Origin of the sequence: Bacillus cereus group sp. BfR-BA-01453 (genome assembly GCF_022662915.1) — a bacterium.
Lineage (GTDB): Bacteria > Bacillota > Bacilli > Bacillales > Bacillaceae_G > Bacillus_A > Bacillus_A paranthracis.
Genome location: NZ_JAKUEN010000001.1, coordinates 1 through 18,266, shown reverse-complemented (window position 1 = coordinate 18,266; position 18,266 = coordinate 1). Strand labels below are relative to the sequence as shown.

The following is an 18,266-nucleotide window of genomic DNA, read 5'->3' as shown; positions in this document are numbered from 1 at the left end:
GTAATGCGTAATATTGAAATGAGGGAAAGAAATGAAGTACGTGATGCTTTTACTTCAAGTAGGCGTGCTATATGTATTTAGCTTAGTTGGTACGTGGATTCAAGGGGTATTCCATCTATCAATGCCAGGAAGTTTAATAGGGATGTTAATGCTTTTTCTACTCCTTTCTATTCGTATTTTACCATTAAAGTGGTTTGAGGAAGGTGCGGAAAAGTTAATCGTATTTTTACCGTTATTTTTAATCCCTTCGACAACAGGACTGATGGAATACGGGTCTTTTCTTTTTAGTAAGGGAAGTAGTATATTCCTTTTAGTAGTTGCAAGTACGGTAGTAACTTTGATTGTTTCAGGGTATATAAGTCAATTAGTAGTAACATCCAAAAAATAAAATCGACAAGGTGCAAGATGCAAATGGTCTTAATTATTATTACAGTAGTAATTTATTTATTGGCGACAAAGTTATATGAAAAATTTACGTTTCCATTCACGTTACCGGTGTTAACAGTTACTACAATTATGATTTGTTTATTTTTGATTTTTGGTATTTCTCATCATGAGTATAGGGGAAATGGGGGAGACATTCTTTCAAGCTTATTGAGTCCTGCAATCGTAGCGTTAGCGATACCACTATTTAAAGAGCGAAAGATACTGATGAAAAACTTTTTATCGATACTAATCGGCGTAGTGACAGGTATACTGGCTTTAACGACTATGAATGTAGTGATTGGTGGAATGTTACATATAGATAAGGAACTTATACTAACCACCCTACCACAATTAGCAACGATGCCTATTGCTATTTCAATAGCGGAGCAAATTGGTGGCATTCCATCTATGACTGCTAGTTTTGTAGTTGTTGCGGGAATAACAGGTGCTATGATTGGACCAACAGTACTTAAGTTGTTCCGTATAACAAGTACGATTGGAAAAGGAGTGGGAATGGGCTGCGCATCACATATTATCGGGGTAAGTCGTCTCGTGAAGGAAGGCGAGGGAGAAGCGACAATCGGTTCGGTGACGATGATTGTTACGGGAATACTTATTAGTATATTCATACCGTTTGGAACGAAATTTATATTTTAACATGTAATGGAGATGATGAAAATGACAACATGGTTTATAGTTACATTATTTGTTTTTGGAGCTATTAAAGTATTAGTTTCTAGTATGCCGACTTCTGTTGTAGAATCAATTATTAGTAAATTTGAATTGCATCAAAAACTTGAGGAAGAGAATACCTCTATATCGATAGATGGAAAAAATATAGAGGGAGAAACGAAACTACAAGTTATTCATGAATTTAATGAGGCTTTATTTTTAGATAAGCATTATTTTCCGCCGCACGGGGAAGGAACACCAATCGTGATTAAAACGAAGAAAGGGAATAAAGAGATTAGCTTTTCTCTATATAGCCATGAAGAACATGTTGATGTAATAAAGCAATATAAAAAGAAAATTGTTGCCTATCGTTTACGTTCAAAAAGTCTTCAAACTCTTGCACCATTAATAATAACCGAAGAGTATGCTTAAGAAGAGATCTATAAGGATTTTTCAGACTGTAGACAAACTATTTTTTAAGAGTTCAGATGCTAAAAATAGTTTGTCTCTTACTTTATAGTAAATTTACCCAATGAGATATATACGTAGTGTTTTCTATGCTACAATTTACTATAAGTGAGGAAGGAAGGTGTCTTATGAAAATATCCGTTTATGTTGCAAGTGCATTTAGCAAGGAGCATAAAGGCGGAAATAAAGCAGGAGTGGTATTTACTGAGAATAATACATTGACCACAACTCAAAAAATGGCAATAGCTAAACAACTGGGCTATGCGGAAACCGCATTTATATCAGAATCTGAAATTGCTGATTATAAATTTGAGTATTTTACACCAAAAGAAGAAGTTGATTTATGTGGTCACGCTACAATTGGCTCTTTCGTGATACTGATGCATTTAAATAAACTTTGCCAGAATCGCTATACGATTGAAACGAACAGCGGTGTTCTTACTATTACCATAAAAGATGACATCATATTTATGGAACAAAACAAACCGATATTCTATGATGTTGTATCTCCAAACGAGTTCATCGACTGTTTTGACATGAAAGCTATAGACGATAAATATCCAATTCAAATTGTCTCCACAGGCTTAAAAGATATTTTAATTCCTATAAAAAGCGAAACACGATTACATACACTGCAACCTAATTTTGAAAAAATTAAAGAAATTAGCAAGTATTATAATGTTGTCGGAATGCATCTATATACTTTTAATGACAATCGAATTATATGCAGAAATTTTGCTCCACTATACGACATCAATGAAGAAGCAGCGACTGGAACTTCAAACGGTGCATTAGCTTGCTACCTTTATGAACAGCACAACTTGCAAAAAGAAGTCTATGTATTTGAACAAGGTTATTCTTTACACTCGCCTTCTGAAATATTAGTTAAATTAGCAACCAATAGCAACAATAAAGTAGAAAAAGTTTATGTTGGCGGCAAAGGCTACTACTGTGAAACTAAGTATTTAAATGTAGAAAATATTGATTGAAAATAAAGAGATCTATAAGGGTCTCTTTATTTTTGTATGAAATCATATACTTTCCAAATAAAAGAAAAGAAAATCATATAGCCAAATAAAGAATATGTATGATTCCAATCTAAGCAATGAATAAAGAAACCGAATCTTTCAGCAATCTGTTCAAAAATGCTAGCACAAATACCGATTGAAATAATAAAAAGAATTCTAGAAACTGTAGATAATCTTTTTGAAATTTGTATAAAAATCGTTGTTAAAATCGGTAGTACAAAGAGAGTAAAGCCGATGTTAACTGAAAATATGGAGGGAAAGGGTCTAACCGGAAAGGAATATAATTGTTTTGCAACAAAAAATGCATCTAAGTAAGTTCCGATAATAGAAGAGAGTAAGATTGTAATGACTAATGCGAAAAGGTTATTCGTCTTCTCGAAGGAGAACATTTTTCTTTGCAAGAATGGCAAGTTCAATTTTTTCGAGTGTTTTACAGTAGTCTTCTGTAATTTGTCCATTTATATTTTCCTCCTTATCCACTAAGTAATTTACGACTTGCCAGTCCGTAAACCAATCTTCACTGTCAACTTCTTCATGCTCTATATCTCGCCATGCGTAGATGAGTGCAGGACTGTATATACGATAAGCGCCATTACGCAACTGGCATTTCTTTATTCGGCGTTTATAAAACTCACGGGAAAAAGATTCATTCACACTTGAAAATAAATGAGGCCAGTAATCTTTCCTTGAGCCTGTATGAGGATGGTGTTGGGCCCAGCTTATTACTTGAGATAAAACATGTGTATCCCGAAATAATAATGAATACAACCTTTTTCCAATTAAGATCCGTTCGTGTAAGGAAGTGAAATGTTTCATTGTATCACCAAATAGTAATACGTTTTGTTTCTTATCATTTGCGTAGAATGGGAACAGGATATGATTAAACTGAAAGAAATCAAATAGTTTAAATCCAATACTATTTAGTACAGTCTTTTTAAAGTGTACATTTTGAATCACTCTTTTTTCTAAGTAGTTTTGTTCATTAATAATAGTTGCAATTGCTAATGTTTTTTTGTTACCTGTTTTCCAAAAATCGTTCCACATCGTTTCCATAAATGTAGAAACATTTAGGTGAGGGAGAAGGTGAAATAGCTTTTGTGTTCTTTTTACACTTTGTTCATAAAGCAGAAATTGAGGATAGACATCTTGAAAAATAAGCCAATTTCCTCTTTCTAAAAAAGAAAAAAATGTGATTTGCTCTTTCTCTGATAAAATTTTCGTATATAAATCTCCCCTTAAATCAGTCATATTCCAACCGCCGTTACGTGATACCATATGCCCAAGTAGTGCCCAATGTATTTCCGGATATTGAACGTAAAATTGGTAGTATGCACGTGTTCTTGTGACATTATTTTTATTTAGCTGTTCTGTCTGCATTTTTATGTTGTTGATGATGATTTGCTCTTCTTTCGTTAATTTATACATCGTGCCAGAATGAGTGAGTTTACTTTTTTGTTTCAATTCATTTTTCACATCAAATAGGGAGAGAGGCAGTGCCTTGGAAGGTCCGTTATATGTATGATTTGAATTGCTTCGGTACATTCCGTTACCTCCCTTTTTCATAAATTTAAACATGACTATTGGCTATGAATCATTCTATTTATTTTATTACGAGTATAAGAAATAAATGAGCGCTGTTTATTACAAGGAATTTATCATACAAACAGTATAAAAAATCTTACTGTTGTGAGGTGAAATGAAAAACAGAAACTATTTTTAATAGTTTCTGTTTTTTTATTTTGTCAATTAAATGTAACAAACGACGATTATGATTTGAATCAATTGAAAATAATTCAATAAATGTTAATTGAAATGCTTGGTAGGAGGAAAAGGAATGCTAAATAAAATAATTTTAATCACTGGTGGCACAGGTTCGTGGGGGCATGAGCTTATAAAGCAACTATTAGAAAAATCACCGAAAGAAATTAGGGTTTTTTCAAGAAATGAAACGGTTCAGTTTGAAATGCAGCAACAGTTTATAAATGATGATAGATTAAAATTTATTATTGGAGATATTCGTGACAAGGATCAATTAGTTTATGCATGCCAAGGTGTACATTATGTATTCCATCTTGCAGCTTTAAAACATGTTCCAGTATGTGAGTATTATCCTTATGAAGCTATAAAAACTAATATACATGGTACGCAAAATGTAATCGAAGCATCTTTACAGATGCAAGTTGAGAAAGTTATATATGTTTCAACGGATAAAGCAGCCGATCCATCAAATACGTATGGGATGACAAAAGCAATTGGTGAAAAGTTAATGGTTCATGCGAATGTACAAACGAAGAAAACAAAATTTATTTGTGTTCGTGGTGGAAATGTTTTAGGGACGAGTGGAAGTGTGGTACCGCTTTTTAAAAAACAAATTAAAAAATCTTCACAAGTAGGGATTACCGATGCGAATATGACTAGATTTTTCTTAACAATTGAAGATGCTGTTGGATTGTTATTTAAAGCCGTATATCAAGGCAGAGGCGGGGAGATCTTTGTTATGAAAATGCCGGCATGTAAAATAACAGATTTAGCAGAAGTGTTAATTGAAGATTCGAAAAAAGAAAATGTGAAGTTAAAAGAGGTAGGGATCAGGCCGGGTGAAAAATTAAGTGAAATGCTTTTATCTGAGGTAGAGAGTAAAACGAGTATAAGTTTTGATCAAAATTATTTTGTGGTACTACCTACTATTCCTATAGAAGGGCTTCAAGAATATTATGCTAGTTTTCCGCTTGTGGATGTGAAGAGTTTTAGTTCACAACAAGACTTACTTGCAAAACATGAAGTGAAACAAATGCTATTAAAAGGAGGATTTTTACGATGAAAAAAAATGCGAGCCTTTTAATAACTGGTGCAAATGGTTTTACAGGACGCCATGCTTGCCAATATTTTTTAGAACAGGGCTTTCATGTAATTCCTATGTTTCAAAATCGTACACATAGAGAAAAAAATGAAAATGGTATTACTTGTAATTTAACGAATAAGAGCGAAGTAATGAAGGTAATGAAACAAATAAAGCCAGATTATGTATTACATTTAGCCGGTAGGAATTCAGTCATAGAGTCTTGGACAGCTGCTCTTGAATATGTAGAAATTAATGCAATAGGGACGTTATATTTATTAGAGGCAATTAAGCAAGAAGCCTCGCATTGTAGAACATTAGTTATAGGATCTGCTTTGCAAGCAGATAGTATAAACGAAATAAAAATTTCAAATCCATATAGTTTAAGTAAAACGATGCAAGTCATTATTGCAGAGGCTTGGGGCGAATTAATGGGTTCAAATATTATCATTGCAAAGCCCTCAAACTTAATTGGTCCAGGAGTATCAAATGGCATTTGTTCGATTCTCGCAAAAAAAATGATAGATATAGAATCAGGTAGAAGTAAAGCCATTATTGAAGTAAACAGTTTGAAAGATAGTAGGGATTTTCTAGATGTACGTGATGCGGTTAAAGCGTATCATGTGTTATTACGAGATGGAATAAATGGAAAACAGTATAATATCGGATCAGGAGTGAAACGATCTTTATTAGAGGTACTAGAACAATATAAAGAATTAACTCAGCTGAATTTTTTCATAGAGGAAACAGAAAAAAGTGGGAGTGATTCAAATGATAGTTTAGTAATAGAGGAAATAAAAAGGTTAGGTTGGATCCCAGAAATTCAATTCCATCAATCATTAAAAGATGTACTTGAGTATGAGAAGTGTAGTGACATCTGCATGCAATGAAAAACAAAAAGGGTGTAAGAAATATATGAATGGCTATGAAACAATAAATAATCAAAATACACTATTTCTTTTAATTGTTGATACGCTGGACTGGAAGAATGAAGAAGAGCATGCTTTGCGTATCTATGAGGCGATAAATAAATGTCGAGCCTATGTGGAAGGGAAAAAGGGTGATCGAAAAAATCCAGTAATAGATGCAGGAACTAGGCCTGTAATCCGAGTTTTTGCTCAGTATGAATGTAGTGAGTATGGAAATGATTTTTATGACCTCATGAAAGATTTTTTGCAAGATATAGGATTTGAGTTAAAGGTTTATATAAATAATGCTAAGGTTACTTACATGTAATAGATTAGTATAAAATAAGATTTTTTAATCATAAAGGTGGATATAAATTATGAATAAAAAGATTCTCTTTACTGGGGGCGGTACAGCCGGACACGTAATGATTAATATAGTATTGATTCCTAAATTTATGGAAAAAGGATGGGGAGTTGAGTATATTGGATCTCAAAATGGAATTGAAAAACTATTAGTTCAAAATGTTAAATACAATATTGTTTCAACAGGAAAGCTTAGGAGATATTGGGATTTGGAGAACTTTAAAGATCCTTTTAAAATAATAAAAGGTTGCATTCAAAGCTATAAATTAATGAAACGAATAAAACCAGATGTTATTTTTTCGGCAGGAGGATTTGTTTCTGTTCCTGTAGTAATAGGAGCATGGATGAATAAAGTACCCGTAATAATACGTGAACCAGATAGTACGTTAGGATTAGCAAATAAAATAGCATTACCTTTTACTACAAAACTATGTACAACATTTCCTCAGACAGGAGAAAATGTAAGTAATGAGAAGAAGGTTTATGTAGGACCAATTGTAAGGGAAGAAATTGAGAGAGGCAACGTATTGCGGGGAAGAAGCTATTGTAAATTTAAGCAAGATAAACCGGTATTGTTAATTATGGGTGGGAGTCAAGGCGCTCAATGGATAAATGATATGGTAAGAAAAAGTTTGGAAACATTGTTGTTAAATTTTAATATTGTTCATATGTGCGGTAAAGGGAAGGTAGATTCATCTGTTGGCATGGAAGGTTATATGCAATTCGAATATATAGGGGAAGAATTGCCGCACATACTAAATATGGCGAGTGTTGTAGTTTCCAGAGCGGGTTCTACTGCTATTTCTGAATTGTTATTTTTGAAGAAACCGATGTTGCTTATCCCGTTAACTAACAGTTCCAGTAGGGGAGATCAAGTTTTAAATGCTGAATATTTTTCTCGGCAAGGATATGCGGAAGTTATACTCCAAGACAGAGTAAGTACGAATACATTTATACATGCAGTAAATAAGTTGTATACAAATAAGGAGAGATATATTCAAAACATGAATGGATATAAGAAAACTAATAATGAGGGGATTCATCAATTAATAGATATAATAAATGAAGTAGTGAAGTAATAGAAATGTAAATAAAAAACAAAAGGAAAGAAGATCTCTTCTTTCCTTTTTGCTATAGTTGTTCAAATTCATTATTACTTATAACAATTAGCCATGTACTATGGGTGAATCCCGATTTCTAATAGTTCAGTAAATGCATGCGTATGGATAGGTTTACTATAATAGTACCCTTGAATAAACTGACATTTATTTTTTTGAAGGAAACTCACGTGTTCTTTCGTTTCTACACCTTCAGCGATAACTGACATTCCTAATGTATTTGCTAATGTGATGATCGTTTTAATAATTTCCATTCCATCATCACATGTTTCAGACATTGTAATAAATTCTCTCGGGATTTTTAACGTATCGATTGGATATAAAGGTAAATAGGCTAGCGAAGAATAACCAGTACCAAAGTCGTCAATTGAAATGTGAACGCCTAAACTCTTTAGTGTACGCAGTTTTATTAATGTTTCTCGCTCATCCATCATTGCAATTCGTTCTGTTAATTCAAGATCAAGAGAACTTGCTGGTAAACCTGTATTTGTTAATGTAGCAGAAATAGACTTTACAAAATCTTCTTGTTCAAATTCTTTAGCAGATAAATTTACACCTATTTTCAAATGTGAATATCCGCTTGTGTGCCAACGTTTCATTTGCTCACAAGCTTGTTGTAGTGTCCATTTTCCTATTGGAATGATTTGTAGCGTTTCTTCTGCAATCGGAATAAACTCGTATGGAGAAATAACACCTAATTCAGGATGATTCCACCTAATTAAAGCTTCAGCACCGATAATTTTGTTAGACTTGCTATCAACTTGAGGTTGATATAAAAGGAACAATTCTTCATTTTGAATTGCATTTGGTAAATCTTTTTCTAATCGCAATCGTCTTTCAATTTTTTTTGCAATTACATCATCATAAATAGAGACAGAATTAAGTTCTTTTGCTTTCGCATCATACATTGCAACATTAGCGTTTTTCAGAAGTGTAGCGGTATCGATTCCGGAATGTGGATAAATAGCGATGCCGATACTTAGTGATAAAGTTAATGTATGTTCATATATGACAAACGATTTTTCCATGCATTCAAATAACTGGTTGCATAACTCGAATAAGGAATCTTCGTCAGTATAGTTTTCAATTAAGATTGTAAATTCATCGCCACCGATTCTTGATAGATGAGTATGTGATGGAAGACATGATTGGAATCGCTTCGCTACTTCTTCTAATATGTGATCTCCTGCCGAATGTCCAAGTGTATCGTTAATTGCTTTAAAGCGATCTAAGTCCAAATATAATAATGCAAACTCGCTTTCTGTCGTTTTAGCATTTTTTATAATTCTTTTTAATTTCTTATGGAAAAAGGCACGGTTCCCAATTTTCGTTACAGTATCATGGAATGCTAAATATTTTATTTCTTCTTGCTGTTTTTTTAGCGCAGTAATATCTTTCATCATAATATAGCTTCCTGAAATTTGCCCGTCTATCATAATAGGGACGATGGTAACGTATAAAGAATAAGTAAATCCATCTTTATATTGAGAACTAAGTTGTAAGGATGCTGATTCTTGTTGTTTCACTTTTTCTAATGCAGATGCTAGTTTATATTTGTCTTCATCTAAAATAATCGAAAAACAAGTTTCACCAAGTAACTCATCCGTTGGTACACCGAGTAGTATACTTCCAGCTTTATTTACATTTAAGAATACGCCATTTAAATCAATTGTAAAAATAGGGTCAGGATGATATTCATATAATGATTTGAATTTTTGTTGCTTTTGAGATAGAGCCTCAGATTTATGAACTAAATCTGAAGTCCGTAAAGTAACCTTTTCTTCTAGTTGAGCATTAAATGCCTGTAAACGTTTAGTTAGGGAATTGTTTTGCATACGTACAATAGAATGACGAATGAGTACGAAAATAAAAGTAATACAATTTCCCGTAATGAGAGTGGAAGATGATGTTTGTTCCTTTAATGTAAACCCGATTAGTATTGCAACAGCAAGATAGGGAAATACAACTAAAGCCTTTTTTCCTATTATAGGGTTTACAATGAAATAATTTTTATGACTATTACGATCTTCTGAAATAGATCCAGCTATTGCAATAAGTAATATAGGTATTCTATATAAAAGACGTAATAATGTTATCGCTTCAGTTGATAAATGGTTATTTAAGTAAAAATAAATATAGTTAAAAGTTGCAGAACTTATTAATACAAAAATAAAGATATAAATTTTCCGTTTAGAATTAAAAATTGTTGGACGGAAAAAGAGACTAACACCTAGTAGAAGGAATAATAAATCTGCAATTGGATATAGAAATGAAAGAAAAACATCTCCTAGTGAAAGAGAGAATATATTTAAATTTGGTTGATTAAATAAATACCACTCTAATGTGAATATGGAAGTAAGTACTATGCATATATCACAAATAAAGAATGCTTTTTCCCATTTATCGCATTCTTTTAGGATTTTATAGCAGAAAGCGATAAGACAGAAGAGTAGAAAAAGCATATAAAATACATCAGAAATAGTAAAACGATGTATTGGAATTTTGAAGAAGCTATCTTGATATGTATATACTATTTTTCCTAATAAAAAACTACCAATTGCTATCGTGATACATATCCAAAACGGATTTGAACTAACTTTTTTAGAATATATAGAATAAATGAGTGATACAAATGTAATGGCTTCAACAATAAGTGAAGCGAAGCGTACATCCGAATTTGAAAAATGAGTGGGGAATAGATAGAAAAACATAAAATAGATTGAATAACACATTAATGTTCCAATTAATATACATAGTTGTAAATTTTTATTTAATTTCAATAAAATCACCTTCTTTAATTATGTACCATATTCGTAATATCTATACATAATAATATTATTTAAGAATTGTATCAGATTTCCTTATAAAAATCATGTTTATAAGGAAGTTTTGAAAAGTATAATTGCTCTAAAAAATGAAAAATATTGCATTTGATAGTATATACTGCATAAAGATTTTAAATAGAAATTGTATATTTAGTCATCTTTTGAATTGTAAAGGTTTTTTAGTGATTTGAAAGTAGAGATGCAAAATTGCATATAAAATGATAAAGGCTTTTTTGAATTTTAATTTTTGACTGATAGAGGTTATTTTAAGTAAGACCTTTGTATGTATTTATTCTTATACTAATGAGTGATTTCAAAAATGTGTTACGTATGTACAATAATACGTAATCATGTATGAAATTTTTAGTATGGGAGGAAAATCATGAAAAATTTGGTGAAGTTTCGAATCGCACGTCCGACGAATAAGTTTGAAGAGGTTATAGCATTCTATGAAAAAGGATTAGGCTTAAAACGTATAGGTGAATTTTACGATCATGAAGGTTATGATGGGGTCATGTTTGGGCTCCCAGATGAAGAGTATCATTTAGAATTTACAAGACATATTGATGGGAGTCCTTGTCCAGCTCCGACAAAAGATAATTTACTTGTATTTTATATGAGTGAAGATAGTGAAATGAAGAAGGTGAGTAAAAGGCTGCATACATTGGGATACGATGAAGTGGAACCAGAAAATCCATATTGGAAAGATAAGGGGATAACGATAGAGGACCCAGATGGTTGGAGAATTGTGTTGATGAAAATAGAAGAATAAGGGGTAACAAAACTGATAAGAACAAGGTTTCAAATTGGATAGGGTAAAATAAATCAGCTTTCTTCTAGGAAATAAAAATAGAAGGAAGCTGATTTATTTTTAGTCTGAAAATTTAAATTTGACAATCAATTGTAGGGGATGTAAATTGGGAACGTGTATTCTTATAAATTTGATAGTGTTGCCATTCAAAAGGAATGTATAAATAGGGAGGATTTTTTATGTTATTTCGAATTGAAGATGCAGAAATATACTATGAAATTGTTGGAGAAGGAAAACCAGTCATTATCATACATGGCTGTGCTCCTGACCATAGGTTAATGATGAAATGTATGGAATCAGTATTTCAAAAAGATGAAGGTTATAAGCGAATATATATTGATTTACCTGGAATGGGAAAGTCGAACGCTCCAGATTGGATAAATAGTTCAGATCATATATTAGAAGTGTTAACTATGTTTATTGAAGAAATCATTCCAAAGAAAGATTTTTTACTAGTAGGAGAGTCTTTCGGTGGATATTTAGCTAGAGGGATACTTTCAAAAATGTTTGAGAGAGTCAATGGACTATTATTAATATGTCCTGTGGTTGTTGCGATGCAAAAAGAAAGACGTTTACCGGATAAACAGATAATTGTACAAGATAAGGAGTTTTTAAATACGTTAACTTCTACCGAAAGAGAAGAATTTAGCGAGTTAGCAGTAATAGCAAATGAATATACATATAAGCGATTTCAAGAGGAAATTAAGCCGGGGTTAGATGTTGCTAATTATGAGTTTATTGAAAGGTTGCAAAAAAATTACTCTCTTACTATAGATTTTCACCGTAAGAAATATGAGAAACCTGTTCTGTTATTAGCTGGAAGACAAGATATATCGGTAGGTTATCAAGATATTATAGAAATTATTGATGATTACCCAAGAGCGACATTAGCGGTGTTAGATATGGCAGGGCATAATTTGCAAATTGAACAGCCTGAATTGTTCGAGAGTTTAGTAGGAGAATGGATTAGACGAACAAATCAGCAAAGTTTATAAAAAACGAATGAATATTTTCAAGGAGGAAGTATGAATACGTATATTTATATGGTTAGGCATGGTGAATCACCAAAATTAGATGGCGGTGAAAGAGAAAGAACACGTGGTTTAACTAAAAAGGGAAGTTTAGACGCTCATAGAGTAACAAATATATTAAAAACAGAGGGAATCGATACTTTCATTTCAAGTCCGTATAAGAGGGCTGTATTAACGATAGAAAAAACAGCTAATCTCTATGAAAAAGAAATATTAATATATGAAAACCTTAAAGAGTGTATGTTTTCTAGTGGGGATCAAGTTATATCAGATAAAGAAGTGTATCCGCTTGTACAGAAGATGTTCTCTAATCCTGACTTTGCACTAGCGGAAGGAGAGTCGTATACGGATTGCCGGAGAAGAGTAGCGAAAGTATTAAAAGAAATCTTAATGGATTTTCAAGGACAAAAAATTGTAATTGGTACACATGGACTTGTCATGACACTCATGATGAATTATTTTGATAAGCAATATGGTTTCGAATTTTTAATGAATACGTCAAAACCAGATATATATAAGATGGAATTTAATGAAGAACAATTAATGAATGTAGAGAGATTATGGAAAGCGGAATAAAGTTGGTTGTATGGATTTTGTTGTAAAAGTTACTTTTATAGCAAAATCTTTTTTATTTCAATAGAAAGTATTTTTATCAACTATTTTTAGAATGTTAAATCAATAAGTAATTATTCGGTTTCTGAATAATATAATTGAAAGTTGGTTTAAGTAAACAATTTTAAATGTGACAAAACTCCAAACGTTGGATTTATATTCAATAGGAGAAAAAGATGTAGAATTTTGTCTTACTGTCCTCGTTTACTTTTTATTTCATTACATATAGGCTTTGTGGTGTAAGGGAGGACATCACCTTTACGCAAAATCTATAAGGAGGTCATTGTAATGAAACAAATTAAAAAGTTTGCGGGAGTTGCTTTAGCGGGGACGATTGGATTAAGTGGACTACTGTTTTTAGAACCAAGTGTAAGCGCTGCGGAAGTACAACAAGTGAAAGAGGAGAATTTCAATACTATTGATGTATCGATGAATCTAAATGAATTATATGTATTAAGTGGCAGAAGCATTGATGTTCTTTCTGGAGATAAAGAAGCAATTCAGCTAAATAAATACACAATTCGTTTTAGTAAACCCGGGAAGTATGTTATTAGGGTAAATGGTTGTATTTATAATGATGTATATACTTTTATTGTGAATGAGTAGCATATATTCTTAAATTGTGAGATGAAAAAGAAACACCCTATTTGCGGTGAGAATCGTAAATAGGGTGTTTGATTTGTATTAAGTTGTAATTTAAATATGCTCACTAACTTTATCTTTGTTTTGTAAAGTATGTAAAAGTGTTTGAAACACCTTAAATGATTGCTGAAAGATGGGACTTTGAATAAAAGTGTATAGAAAAGTTACGATAAAAACAGGACCACCGAGCATAAATCCAATAACTAGTACAATGCATTCTACAATGATTCGAGCACGGCTAATAGATAGACCTGTTTTGTCGGAAATAGTAAGCATAAATCCATCACGAGGTCCAGCACCAATTCCAGCCGCAACATACATACCTCCACCGATACCTGTAATGGCAATACCAGAAAATAAAATGAGTAAGTTTATCCATAAATAATCACTAGCGTTTGGAAGAATATTTGATTGTAAGAAAAAGTCCATAATGGGACCGATAAGTAGTGCATTTAAAAATGTTCCCACATTTATATATTTTCGATCTACTAGTAAAGAAATGAGAACGAGACATAACCCACATATGACACTCCACGTACCAATCGTCCATCCAAACCTTTGGTAGAGAGCCATATTTAAAACTTCCCAAGGATGTAAACCGAGAAATTTCACTTTGACTGCAAGAGCATTTCCAAGCCCAAAGAAAATTAACCCTAAGAAAAAAAGAAAATAGCGAAAGAGGGCTAGCTTCATCTTTCATACCTCCCATATTTATAATTATGTATGTTACATGTTAAAGTTTAAATGTACAAATATTATATCTTTTCAAATTTATTGTAAATCATTAAAAATGTGGATGGAATATAGATCTTTACAGTCAAAAAAGTTAAAATATTTCGTCTCAAGGATTATAATAGAGAAAGAAATATAAAAGGGAGTGAACGAGTTTGAAACAAGAACTTATTGAAAGATTTACGAGATATGTAAAAATTGATACGCAATCAAATGAAGAAAGTCATACAGTGCCAACAACACCTGGACAAATTGAATTTGGTAAGTTATTAGTTGAAGAGCTAAAAGAAATTGGGTTAACAGAAGTAACGATGGACGATAACGGGTATGTAATGGCAACACTTCCAGCTAATACGGATAAGGATGTTCCTGTAATCGGTTTTTTAGCACATTTAGATACAGCAACAGACTTTACGGGGAAAAATGTAAAACCACAAATTCATGAAAACTTTGACGGGAACGCAATTACGTTAAATGAAGAGCTAAATGTTGTGTTAACACCAGAACAATTCCCAGAGTTACCATCTTATAAAGGCCATACGATTATTACAACTGATGGTACGACACTTCTTGGAGCAGATGATAAAGCCGGTCTTACAGAAATTATGGTTGCAATGAATTATTTAATACATAATCCGCAAATTAAACATGGGAAAATTAGAGTTGCCTTTACGCCGGATGAAGAAATTGGCCGCGGCCCAGCGCATTTTGATGTAGAAGCGTTTGGCGCTTCATTTGCTTATACGATGGATGGAGGTCCATTAGGTGGTTTAGAGTATGAAAGCTTTAATGCTGCAGGTGCTAAGTTAACGTTTAACGGAACGAATACACATCCTGGAACAGCGAAAAATAAAATGCGTAACGCAACTAAACTTGCTATGGAGTTTAATAGCTATTTACCAGTAGAAGAGGCACCAGAATATACAGAGGGTTATGAAGGATTCTATCATTTACTTTCTTTAAATGGTGATGTTGAGCAAAGTAAAGCGTATTATATTATTCGAGATTTTGATCGTGAAAATTTTGAAGCGCGTAAACATAACGTTGAAAATATTGTGAAGCAAATGCAAGAGAAGTATGGACGAGATGCAGTCGTTTTAGAAATGAATGATCAATACTATAACATGCTTGAAAAGATTGAACCAGTGAGAGAAATTGTTGATATTGCATATGAAGCAATGAAAAGTTTAAATATCGAACCAAACATTCATCCGATTCGCGGTGGAACAGATGGATCACAATTATCGTATATGGGATTACCAACCCCAAACATTTTCACAGGTGGTGAAAACTATCACGGTAAATTTGAGTATGTTTCGGTAGATGTTATGGAAAAAGCTGTTCAAGTTATTATAGAAATTGCAAGAAGATTTGAAGAACAAGCTTAAAAAAGAACCAAGTAGTGCAAAAACGCTACTTGGTTTTTTAGTATAATACTCGCCACAAATAAAAAGTTGCGTAAGACTCCCAGTTGATCCAATTTGCCGCAAAATCTTTTATTTCCTGTTTAGTCGGTTTACTTTTAGAACCTGTTATATATTTAATTGCATTGTGCAAACCAACATCGTCAATTGGAAAAGCGGAAGGGAATCGTAAACAGCGCATTAAAACATAGTGAGCAGTCCACGGACCTATACCATGTATAGCAGTTAATTGTTTTTCAGCAATCTTTACATCTTGTGTTTGTAGTAAAGATTCTTTTGATAGTTTTCCTTCTGTAATAAGCTTTGCAATACCGATTAAATAATCACACTTACTAGTGGTCATTTTTAAGTTTTTGAGGTCCTCTACGTGTAAATTGGCAATTGTTTCAGGAGAAGGGAATATCCAATGCTTTCTATCGTTCCATTCTACATAACTTCCAAATGTCTCGACTAATCTTCTTTTTAGTGTATAAGCATATGTGAGGTTAATTTGTTGCCCGATAATTCCCCAGGAAAGTGCCTCAAATAAGTCTGGAATACCTAAAGTACGAAGGCCATAATATTGTTCAATTGGTCTTTGAAGGAGTACATCATGTTTAGCTAATGTATAAAAGGGAGCTAAATCAGTAGTTAAATCAAACCATTCAGTTACATAGTTAGCTACAGCATCGTGTATCGGTTTTACAGAGATATAGGCTTCTCCTAAAAAACGTATTTGAATAGTATCATCCGCATTCATACTAATTTCAACTAAAGGATTTACATCGTGAACAGGGATAACTTTATAAATTTTGTTATCTTCAATGTGGAACATACATTCATTGTTAGAACGGGATAGATAGCGTAAATTTTCTTGAAAACTAAATTCTGTTGGAACTGTTAAAGTTAATGCGTTACTATATTCGGCTGTCATATGAATTCCACCTGTAATTTTTCTAATGCAAGCAATTCTTTCTTCATTTCTAATCCCCCTCTAAAACCAGTTAGTTTACCATTCTTTCCAATAACACGGTGGCAAGGAATCGTAATGAGAATTGGGTTGGCAGCAATAGCAGACGCAACGGCACGTACCGCTGTAGGTTTTTGAATTCTATCTGCAATTTCTGTATAAGAATATGTTTTTCCATAAGGAATTTCACGTACCGTACTCCAAACAGATAATTGAAATGCAGTTCCGTAAGCATCGATAGGGGATGTAAAGGTTTCTCTCTTGTTTTCTAAATACTCGATAATTTCTTTTGTATATACTTGTAAGTAATCTGGACTATGGATCAATATATGTTGAGGCAATTTTTTTCTAGCCCATATATTTACTTCTTCAAAGGTTTCGTTTTGTGATCCAATGAAACATAGTCCAGTTTCAGTTGCAGCAATATGAAACTTCCAATTTGCATGTGTAAGTAGCGTCCAATATATATAATTATTTTTGTAAGAATTCATTATTGTATCCCTCTTTCATTTCATTCTTTTTTCGATATTCAGTAGGGGTAAATCCAGTTTTCTTTTTAAATAAAGTTGCGAAATATTCTGGGTTTTCTATCCCGACGGCAGTACTAATTTCTTTAATGGGTTGATTTGTGTGTAAAAGGTGTTCTGCTGCTTTAACAATTCTGAACTGCTGTATATATTCTATCGGACTTATTCCTGTCATTTTTTTGAAAGTGCGTTGTAAATGAAAGGGGCTACCATGGCACATTTCTGCAAGTATGTCTAGAGTTAATAATTCATCAAAGTGTTTTTCGATATACTCTTTAATTTGTTCTACCCACTCTTCATTAGGTAAAGTGAGCCCATTTGGTTTACAACGTTTGCACGGGCGAAAGTTTTCACTTAATGCTTGCTCTGCATGATGAAAAATTCGTACATTGTTTTTATTCGGTATTCTTGATTTGCATGACGGTCGGCAAAAAACCCTGGTTGATTTCACGGCATAAAAGAATTTGCTATCATAGGAAGAATCATTATGAATAATTGCTTGCCAATGCTCATTTGTTAACGTAACTCTTTCATTGTGCAAAGAACATCACCTCTGAAATTAGTATAACCTGAATAAAGTGTGTATGTATGTATTCATAAATGTAAGAGCAAGATTACAAAGGTGAAAATATTGGATGGCGTTTAGATTATTTTGTTGTTTCCGAGAGAATGAAAGACCAAATAACAGCGGCGAAAATTAATAGTGAAGTAATGGGGTCAGACCATTGCCCAGTTGAATTACATATAAATTTCTAAAAAAAGAAGTATCTACCTAACATTTGAACTGTACCCCGAATCATGGACACTAAAAAAAAGCCCCATGATTCGGGGTTTTTGTGTATTTTTATCAAAAAACCTCGTTATAATGGAATCAACGATAGAAATGAGGTA

Annotated in this window: 20 protein-coding genes and 1 pseudogene; 14 read left to right on the top strand and 7 right to left on the bottom strand. The window is 32.7% G+C overall.

Translation table 11 applies throughout. The features are described from left to right. Positions 1-31: 31 nt before the first annotated feature. From MR070_RS00105 to MR070_RS00090, 4 genes are all read left to right on the top strand, one after another. On the top strand, positions 32-388 hold the full coding sequence (locus MR070_RS00105) for a CidA/LrgA family holin-like protein (RefSeq protein WP_000878383.1): 357 nt from the start codon (positions 32-34) through the stop codon (positions 386-388). Between the two features lie 23 nt (positions 389-411). Next, positions 412-1,083 (top strand): LrgB family protein, encoded by a 672-nt coding sequence (locus tag MR070_RS00100; RefSeq protein WP_138321268.1) that lies wholly within the window; start codon positions 412-414, stop codon positions 1,081-1,083. Between the two features lie 21 nt (positions 1,084-1,104). After that, positions 1,105-1,530 carry a YfmQ family protein gene (locus tag MR070_RS00095; protein WP_044791608.1) on the top strand — a complete coding sequence of 142 codons (426 nt, stop codon included), beginning with the start codon at positions 1,105-1,107 and terminating at the stop codon, positions 1,528-1,530. 164 nt (positions 1,531-1,694) lie between these two features. After that, positions 1,695-2,555 (top strand): PhzF family phenazine biosynthesis protein, encoded by an 861-nt coding sequence (locus MR070_RS00090; RefSeq protein WP_138321270.1) that lies wholly within the window; start codon positions 1,695-1,697, stop codon positions 2,553-2,555. A 26-nt stretch (positions 2,556-2,581) separates the two neighbouring features. Here MR070_RS00090 and MR070_RS00085 read toward each other — a convergent pair whose 3' ends face one another. Continuing rightward, complete coding sequence (locus tag MR070_RS00085; RefSeq protein ID WP_044791612.1) at positions 2,582-3,052, bottom strand: CBO0543 family protein; 471 nt, start codon at positions 3,050-3,052, stop codon at positions 2,582-2,584. Next, the gene (locus MR070_RS00080) at positions 2,958-4,136 is read right to left on the bottom strand and encodes a DUF2515 domain-containing protein (protein WP_138321272.1); all 1,179 of its coding nucleotides are present in this window, start codon (positions 4,134-4,136) and stop codon (positions 2,958-2,960) included. The genes MR070_RS00085 and MR070_RS00080 overlap by 95 nt, the downstream gene beginning before the upstream one ends. Positions 4,137-4,428: 292 nt before the next feature. Between MR070_RS00080 and MR070_RS00075 the strand changes: the two genes are divergently transcribed. The 4 genes from MR070_RS00075 to MR070_RS00060 are packed head-to-tail and all read left to right on the top strand — an operon-like array spanning position 4,429 to position 7,783. Further along, positions 4,429-5,415 carry a UDP-N-acetylglucosamine 4,6-dehydratase family protein gene (locus MR070_RS00075; RefSeq protein WP_000932606.1) on the top strand — a complete coding sequence of 329 codons (987 nt, stop codon included), beginning with the start codon at positions 4,429-4,431 and terminating at the stop codon, positions 5,413-5,415. Further along, entirely contained in the window at positions 5,412-6,323 is a 912-nt protein-coding gene (locus MR070_RS00070) for an SDR family oxidoreductase (protein ID WP_070806733.1), read from the top strand. Before MR070_RS00075 ends, MR070_RS00070 begins: the two co-directional genes overlap by 4 nt. Positions 6,324-6,348: 25 nt before the next feature. Beyond that, complete coding sequence (locus tag MR070_RS00065; RefSeq protein ID WP_001014789.1) at positions 6,349-6,669, top strand: DUF6572 domain-containing protein; 321 nt, start codon at positions 6,349-6,351, stop codon at positions 6,667-6,669. A gap of 49 nt (positions 6,670-6,718) precedes the next feature. Further along, positions 6,719-7,783, top strand: coding sequence for an undecaprenyldiphospho-muramoylpentapeptide beta-N-acetylglucosaminyltransferase (locus MR070_RS00060; RefSeq protein ID WP_001035067.1), 1,065 nt, complete (start codon positions 6,719-6,721; stop codon positions 7,781-7,783). A 98-nt stretch (positions 7,784-7,881) separates the two neighbouring features. Here the strand turns inward: MR070_RS00060 and MR070_RS00055 are convergent, their stop codons facing one another. Beyond that, the gene (locus tag MR070_RS00055) at positions 7,882-10,602 is read right to left on the bottom strand and encodes a sensor domain-containing phosphodiesterase (protein WP_197225342.1); all 2,721 of its coding nucleotides are present in this window, start codon (positions 10,600-10,602) and stop codon (positions 7,882-7,884) included. Positions 10,603-11,029: 427 nt separating this feature from the next. Here MR070_RS00055 and MR070_RS00050 point away from each other — a divergent pair, with 427 nt between their 5' ends. From MR070_RS00050 to MR070_RS00035, 4 genes are all read left to right on the top strand, one after another. Beyond that, positions 11,030-11,419 carry a VOC family protein gene (locus MR070_RS00050; protein ID WP_000794011.1) on the top strand — a complete coding sequence of 130 codons (390 nt, stop codon included), beginning with the start codon at positions 11,030-11,032 and terminating at the stop codon, positions 11,417-11,419. 218 nt (positions 11,420-11,637) lie between these two features. After that, a complete protein-coding gene (locus MR070_RS00045) occupies positions 11,638-12,453 on the top strand; it encodes an alpha/beta fold hydrolase (RefSeq protein ID WP_242260337.1) in 816 nt (271 codons plus the stop codon). Between the two features lie 30 nt (positions 12,454-12,483). Continuing rightward, positions 12,484-13,065, top strand: coding sequence for a histidine phosphatase family protein (locus tag MR070_RS00040; protein ID WP_242260335.1), 582 nt, complete (start codon positions 12,484-12,486; stop codon positions 13,063-13,065). Between the two features lie 324 nt (positions 13,066-13,389). Then, entirely contained in the window at positions 13,390-13,707 is a 318-nt protein-coding gene (locus tag MR070_RS00035; protein WP_242260333.1) for a hypothetical protein, read from the top strand. A gap of 90 nt (positions 13,708-13,797) precedes the next feature. Here the strand turns inward: MR070_RS00035 and MR070_RS00030 are convergent, their stop codons facing one another. Beyond that, positions 13,798-14,436, bottom strand: a complete 639-nt coding sequence (locus MR070_RS00030; RefSeq protein WP_000761595.1) for a YczE/YyaS/YitT family protein — start codon at positions 14,434-14,436, stop codon at positions 13,798-13,800. A 194-nt stretch (positions 14,437-14,630) separates the two neighbouring features. Between MR070_RS00030 and pepT the strand changes: the two genes are divergently transcribed. Next, positions 14,631-15,863: a peptidase T gene (gene pepT, locus MR070_RS00025; RefSeq protein WP_070806727.1), complete on the top strand. Its 1,233-nt coding sequence runs from the start codon at positions 14,631-14,633 to the stop codon at positions 15,861-15,863. A gap of 37 nt (positions 15,864-15,900) precedes the next feature. Here the strand turns inward: pepT and alkA are convergent, their stop codons facing one another. Genes alkA through adaA form a run of 3 tightly spaced genes read right to left on the bottom strand, consistent with a single transcriptional unit; the run spans position 15,901 to position 17,916 of the window. Continuing rightward, positions 15,901-16,812, bottom strand: coding sequence for a DNA-3-methyladenine glycosylase family protein (gene alkA / locus MR070_RS00020; protein WP_242260331.1), 912 nt, complete (start codon positions 16,810-16,812; stop codon positions 15,901-15,903). Further along, complete coding sequence (locus tag MR070_RS00015; protein ID WP_001089827.1) at positions 16,809-17,339, bottom strand: methylated-DNA--[protein]-cysteine S-methyltransferase; 531 nt, start codon at positions 17,337-17,339, stop codon at positions 16,809-16,811. Before MR070_RS00015 ends, alkA begins: the two co-directional genes overlap by 4 nt. Continuing rightward, complete coding sequence (adaA, locus tag MR070_RS00010) at positions 17,320-17,916, bottom strand: bifunctional transcriptional activator/DNA repair enzyme AdaA (protein ID WP_242260329.1); 597 nt, start codon at positions 17,914-17,916, stop codon at positions 17,320-17,322. Before adaA ends, MR070_RS00015 begins: the two co-directional genes overlap by 20 nt. A gap of 77 nt (positions 17,917-17,993) precedes the next feature. Between adaA and MR070_RS00005 the strand changes: the two are divergent. Continuing rightward, a pseudogene (locus MR070_RS00005) lies at positions 17,994-18,131 on the top strand (exodeoxyribonuclease III); the annotation flags it as partial. Positions 18,132-18,266: the final 135 nt, after the last annotated feature.